At 41.9% G+C, this 6,193-nt stretch carries 6 protein-coding genes; all 6 read right to left on the bottom strand.

Features of this window, described 5'->3' with window-relative positions:
* Positions 1-399 precede the first annotated feature (399 nt).
* A complete protein-coding gene (locus QZ548_RS07170) occupies positions 400-732 on the bottom strand; it encodes a YolD-like family protein (protein WP_039969300.1) in 333 nt (110 codons plus the stop codon).
* 4 nt (positions 733-736) lie between these two features.
* Positions 737-2,020: a DNA repair protein gene (locus tag QZ548_RS07165; RefSeq protein WP_295869355.1), complete on the bottom strand. Its 1,284-nt coding sequence runs from the start codon at positions 2,018-2,020 to the stop codon at positions 737-739.
* Between the two features lie 223 nt (positions 2,021-2,243).
* On the bottom strand, positions 2,244-2,657 hold the full coding sequence (locus QZ548_RS07160; RefSeq protein WP_295869353.1) for a hypothetical protein: 414 nt from the start codon (positions 2,655-2,657) through the stop codon (positions 2,244-2,246).
* A gap of 214 nt (positions 2,658-2,871) precedes the next feature.
* Positions 2,872-4,230: a replicative DNA helicase gene (gene dnaB / locus QZ548_RS07155; RefSeq protein ID WP_039968875.1), complete on the bottom strand. Its 1,359-nt coding sequence runs from the start codon at positions 4,228-4,230 to the stop codon at positions 2,872-2,874.
* Positions 4,231-4,299: 69 nt separating this feature from the next.
* Positions 4,300-4,746 carry a 50S ribosomal protein L9 gene (rplI, locus tag QZ548_RS07150; protein ID WP_105089868.1) on the bottom strand — a complete coding sequence of 149 codons (447 nt, stop codon included), beginning with the start codon at positions 4,744-4,746 and terminating at the stop codon, positions 4,300-4,302.
* On the bottom strand, positions 4,743-6,193 hold a 1,451-nt coding region (locus QZ548_RS07145; RefSeq protein WP_295869351.1), incomplete at its 5' end, for a DHH family phosphoesterase. The genes rplI and QZ548_RS07145, both read right to left, overlap by 4 nt.

Below are 6,193 nucleotides of genomic sequence, written 5' to 3'. Positions count from 1 at the left end.
AATAATCCACCAATGATGGTAGCAATAACAGAAGCTAATACTGAAATTTCTATATGCTCCCATAACAACTGGAGGAAAAAATCATAGCGATTGATAAGTAATGATATGACATCAGGCATTACATACACCGCCTTTCTCTTGTACGTAATAAAAGCGATTGTATATGCGTCTTACGGCAAATCGCACCCTATAAAACACTCCATTAGAATACGATTAAATCATAGTCCATAATACCATTGTATACTTAATTCCCTCCTAACTCTAGTTACAAGACATACCTAAAAGTAATTACTTAGTCAGGCATATCAAATAACTCTAAACATAAGCCATATTTCAACATAAGTACTTAGGTATCTATATCAGATAACCTAGCTAAGATATATATATAAACATAATTGCTTAGATATCCATATCATACAGGTTAATAGCCTTAATATCTCTAAATGAAATCTCAACCCCCTGTACAACTAGTATTTGTAAGCGCTTATTAATCACATCTACAGGACCGATGATTTCTGTATATTTGTGCTTGTCATAATAAACCACACGCACCCAATCTCCACAGCGTAAAAGCTGCAAGGCTTTATTTACTTCTTCGATTTGATCCTCCGATAGCTCTACTCGACTCTCCTTCGGCCGTGCTACAGCTGATAATAAAGCTTCAAAGCCCTTTAATGCCGCAAAGGGCATAAATTGTTTTGCCCGTTGTAAACGAGACATACGATGCTTCATTAATTTATTCTCCATTATGACCACCTACCAAGGTATTTCTAAAGCGCATTGTCCCTTCATCTTGCAAGCTAGAGGCACGTAAAATAGAGTTTTTACCGAACTGCTCCTTGATAGATAACATCGCCTCATGTACTTGCCGCTCCTTTTCCTCTTCCTCCGTCGCAAGAGAGCTGAATAAATCTACCTCCTGAGGTATAGCAGAGCGATTGACTAAATCCTCAAAGCTTACGCCTATACGCCGTATAAGTTCATTTTTATGGCAATGTTGTTCATATAATTTAATTACTGCCGTCGTTAATGCTTGCAATGAATCAGTGTACTGTTTAAGCTTTTTAGAACCTCCAGTAGAGCGCACCATATCATCTGCATAGCCAATATGAACGTGAATATGATTCGTAACCCCTTTGATTTGTAAAAGCTCTAGTACCAAGGACTCTACCATTTCCCGCATAGGCACGTATGCCTCTTCGTACGTATAGTTACGCAACAAAATCTGGCTATGTGAGATAGAATGCTTAATAGGACGATACGCATGGATATCTGCAATCGTACAAGGCTCACGGCCCCAAGCATGATCGATGATGAGCTCGGCGTTAACGCCAAACTCCTTATATAGCTTAGCCTCTGGAACCATGGTGATACCATGCAGATCATACGCGCCATACTTGTGCAAGCGATTGGCTATGCCGTTACCAATCTGCCAAATGTCGGTCAAGGGCTGATGATACCAGATTTTCTCTTTAAAGAGGCTTTCATCAAGATCCCCTATAAAATCAGGCGCATGTTTTGCCAAGATATCGAGAGCAACCTTGGCGAGGAATAAATTCGTGCCAATCCCAACAGTAGCATAAATCTTGGTCGCCTCTAGTACCGCATCAAGTAGCATCTGCGCCAGCTCACGAGGCGTTTTCTTGTAGAGTGGCAAGTAAGGCGTAATATCGATAAAATACTCATCGATAGAGTATACATGCACATCCTCAGGCGCCACATACTTGAGCAAAACCCCGTAAATCTCAGCAGACACCTGCATATACCGCTTCATATGCGGCTTTACCGTCAAATACTCCACATGAGGCGGAATCTGAAAGAGACGCGTTCGATTCTTAACACCTAACTTTTTTAAAGCCGGTGAAATAGCCAATGTAATAGCCCCTTTGCCACGAGACCCATCGGCCACCACCAAAGGCGTTGTAAACGGATCCAGCCCCAAATCGGCGCACTCCACAGACGCGTAAAAACTCTTCAAATCAATGCACATATACATTCGATCCGTATCAGCTGAACCCATACAAACACCTCCTCAAACCGCTAAACCACTAGCCTTCACAAGAAATATAAAAAGAAGAATTTCTATGATTAGTATAACAAAAATACAGAGTATTTTCAAACATATGTTTGTTATTATAAAGGTAAATTTATAGAAAAATAAAAAGCACCTAACACTAGATATATAATCTAATGTTAGATGCCATATGTTTAACAGACTATTAAAGATAGCTAATTTATTTCTATCAAAACAAACTTAATAACACTAATCCCCCTAATACAATTGAAACAGCGCCATACTCAATAGTTATCGTCACATTATCTATACTTACTTCTCCATTTTTTGCAAGCACACCTGTCGGACTAAATTGAACCATAGGTCCACTGGTTGGTGCAAAAGGAATATAAAACTCTACACTTTCAGCAGTATGAGTCTCACCATTCAAGATATACTTAATATCATAACCATAAATATATTTATCCATACCACGAGCTAATGGTATTTCCTTTATAACTCGTGGAAGTATAGACACAATCGTTACTGGAGTTCCATTGCGACGTAATACAAATCGTTTGATAATTAAATACAACCCACTAAGTATTAACCAAAGAGCCACACAACAAAAGTAAAATACAAAAAACTCCATGCCTCTACCCATCACGCGCTCCTTTCCAAACAATACAATGAAAACTATCTAGTTCTATTATATATTGATGGGACTTATTTTGCTAACGTAATACAAAAAGAGCACCACCTATCGAGGGGCGACTTACGCGTCGTTTGGAGCCACGAAATAGGTGGTGCTTTTTTGTAACTAAGTTGTCGAAATAAAGTCGGGCCCCATCAATATAGACACGGCCCGATAGTTTTCATTATTGTTCCGGCCCCATGTCTCGGAATTCCACGTCTCTAAATTGAGTTAATTCCCCAATGAATTGGAGTTCCACGGTACCGACGGAACCATTACGGTGCTTACGAATAAGGACTTCTGCGTTGTCCCCTTTTTCGGAGTTTTCATCGTAATATTTATCGCGGTACAAGAAGATAACGATATCCGCATCTTGTTCAAGAGAACCAGATTCACGAAGGTCAGATAGTACAGGCCGTTTATCTGGTCTGCTTTCAACACTACGAGACAACTGAGACAAGGCGATGAGCGGCACATTGAACTCACGAGCGATCAATTTGAGGTTACGAGAGATTTCAGATACCTCTTGTTGACGGTTCTCACTACCCTTACCGGAGTTGCGGCCTTGCATCAACTGAATATAGTCGACGATAACGAGATCGAGACCATGTTCCACCTTAAGACGGCGCAATTTAGAGCGCATATCTTGCACGGTAAGGCCCGGCGTATCATCAATAAAGAGCTTGGATTTGCTCATGCGGTCCGCAGCGGCGATAACCTTTTCCCAGTCAGTAGGGTCCATGTTCGCACGGCGCAATTTTTCAGAACTCACACCTGCCACGGAGGATAGAATACGACCAACGAGCTGTTCCTTACCCATTTCTAGGGAGAAGAATGCTACCGTCTTGTCGTACAACATCGTTACGTTTTGAGCAATATTCAAGGTGAAAGCCGTTTTCCCCATCGCAGGACGGGCTGCTACGAGGATGAGGTCAGATTTTTGTAAACCATTGAAGACATGGTCCACATCTTTAAAGCCTGTTGGAACGCCTGTAATAGCACCATCATGCTGTTGCAATGCATTTAATTTATCTAAGTTAGATAATACAACCTCCCCAATAGGAGCAAATGATGATTCGGACTGTGTTTGACCACTTACGTCCAATACCATTTGTTCCGCCTTGTTAAGGATAGCCGTTGGCTCATCTTCGCCAGCGTACGTCATGCCTACGATTTTATTCCCTGCATCGATAAGGCGGCGCAACTGAGCTTTCTCACTAATGATTTTCGCATGTTCCTCTACATTGTAGGACACCGATTCATTAGCCAAAGATGTAATATATGCAAGACCGCCTACCGCATCGAGTCGCTTACGACGGTCTAATTCTTCACCAACAGTGATAAAGTCCGCCGTCTTGTTAGCATGCACGATTTCTAAGATAGCATCATAAATAATACGATGCGCATCGCGGTAAAAGTCTTCAGATTTTAGAATACTCGTTACCGTATCAACAACGGCACCCGAGTTGGATCCATTCGTTAATAAAGCCCCCAAAACGGCCTTTTCCGCATCTAAATTATGCGGTGGAATGCGTACATCCATGATAATCCCCTTTACAAAACCACTATGGATAAAAGAATTCACCATACTCAAAGAGCATGGTGAACACTATTATTCAGCTACTACGTTAACCTTGATAGTACTTGTAATTTCAGGATGAACACGAACGAGTACGTCATGTACGCCTAATGTTTTCAACGGTTCTTTGATTTCGATTTTCTTTTTATCGATATCTACTTTGTATTGCGCTTTAGCTGCATCGGAAATGTCTTTTGCAGTAACGGAACCAAATACACGACCTTCTTCACCCATGCGAACTTTTACAGTTACTTCAACCTTAGCCAATTGAGCAGCCAAGATTTTAGCTTCGTCATTCGCTACAACTTTGTGGTGAGCAATGGATTCTTGTTTTTGTTTCGCATTATTTACGTTAGTTGCTGTACCTTCAAGGCCAAGACCTTTTTTGATTAATACATTACGGCCATATGCGTCGCTAACTTCAACGATTTCGCCTTTTTTACCAACCTTTTTAACGTCTTCTAACAATACTACTTTCATTGTTCTTCCTCCTCTTTCTCAGCGGAATGAAGGGCTTCAAGAGCATGCTCTAAAATAGCCTTCTTCGCTTCCTCTATCGTCATACCTTGTAATTGGGCACCAGCCACAGTTCTATGACCACCGCCACCCAAGGCTTCCATTACAACCTGTACGTTTACCTTGCCTTTGGATCGAGCACTAACGCCGATACCGCCGTCATTCAAGGAGTAAAGCACAAAGGCTGCTTCAATATCTTCATTACTGATGAGCATGTCCGCACTTTGTGCAGCTAATGCCATCATATCCTTCAAACCTTCAGGTGCTACGGAAATAGCAATCCCTTCAGTTCGACTGGCTTCAAATACCATTTTAGCACGCAATTGAACAGAATCGAAGGTTTCAATAAACAATTGTTTAACCTTTTCAATATCCGCCCCTGCACGGCGCAAGAATGCAGCCGCTTCAAAGGTACGAGCACCAGTTTGTTGCACAAAGTTCTTCGTATCAAGTACGATACCCGCATAAATACCCGTAGCTTCAGCTTTTGAAAGTTTTACGCCACCACCTGCATATTGTACAAGCTCTGTTACGAGCTCAGATGTAGATGATGCGGTTGGTTCCAAGTACGTAAGCAATGGATTTTCTACAAAGTCCGCTGCACGACGGTGATGGTCGATAACGATGCGTCGTTCAGAAATTTCAAGCGCCTCTTGAGCGGCTACCATTTCTTGACGATGCGTATCACATACGATAGTGAGCGTATTCGCATCTACCCACGCTTTTGCTGCATCGACAGTGATAATATGTTCTTTCCAGAACTCATCTTCTTTAAGAACAGTCACCATTTTATCGATGGCGCTCGTTTCTTTTGAAAGCACAATGCGCAATTCTTTTCCCAAAGTCCGTGCAATGGCTACAACACCGATAATACCACCTAATGCATCGTAGTCTTCACGTTTGTGGCCCATTACAAGGATTTTATCGGAATCGAGCATAAGTTCGTGTAAGGCTTGCGATACTACACGAGCACGAACACGTGTATTCTTCTCAACGCCAGCTGTATTGCCGCCGAAGAAGCGGGTGCTTTCACCATCCATAATACACACTTGGTCACCACCGCGACCTAATGCAATATCTAAGGCAGCGCGAGCACGGCTAGACACCTCTTTTACAGTGCCTACATTCTCGCTAATACCTACAGAAATCGTAGCTGGCACCTGACGAGGGGACGGCAATTTACGAATGCGTTCAAGCACTTTAAAGCCGTTTTCCTCCATCTCATGAAGGGCGCCACGAGAAATAGCAAAGGTATACATATCATCTTGGAAATTACGAATAAAGCCTTCATAATGGTCAATTTCATCCATAATGATATTGTTAATATCTGCCCAAACACTAGTATACTCGCGGTCACTAAGACCTTTTGTCAATTCTTCGAGATTATCGATTTGAATCATACCCCATACAG

It is taken from the genome of uncultured Veillonella sp. (assembly GCF_915069625.1).
GTDB lineage: Bacteria > Bacillota > Negativicutes > Veillonellales > Veillonellaceae > Veillonella.
Note: the sequence above shows the minus strand (reverse complement) of the source record. Positions and strands in the feature narration are given on the sequence as shown.

Coding starts and splice junctions, on each gene's coding strand:
- rplI (WP_105089868.1), bottom strand. CDS start 4,746: ATGAAAGTAGTATTGTTAGAAGACGTTAAAAAGGTTGGTAAAAAAGGC.
- QZ548_RS07165 (WP_295869355.1), bottom strand. CDS start 2,020: ATGGGTTCAGCTGATACGGATCGAATGTATATGTGCATTGATTTGAAG.
- QZ548_RS07170 (WP_039969300.1), bottom strand. CDS start 732: ATGAAGCATCGTATGTCTCGTTTACAACGGGCAAAACAATTTATGCCC.
- dnaB (WP_039968875.1), bottom strand. CDS start 4,230: ATGGATGTACGCATTCCACCGCATAATTTAGATGCGGAAAAGGCCGTT.
- QZ548_RS07160 (WP_295869353.1), bottom strand. CDS start 2,657: ATGGGTAGAGGCATGGAGTTTTTTGTATTTTACTTTTGTTGTGTGGCT.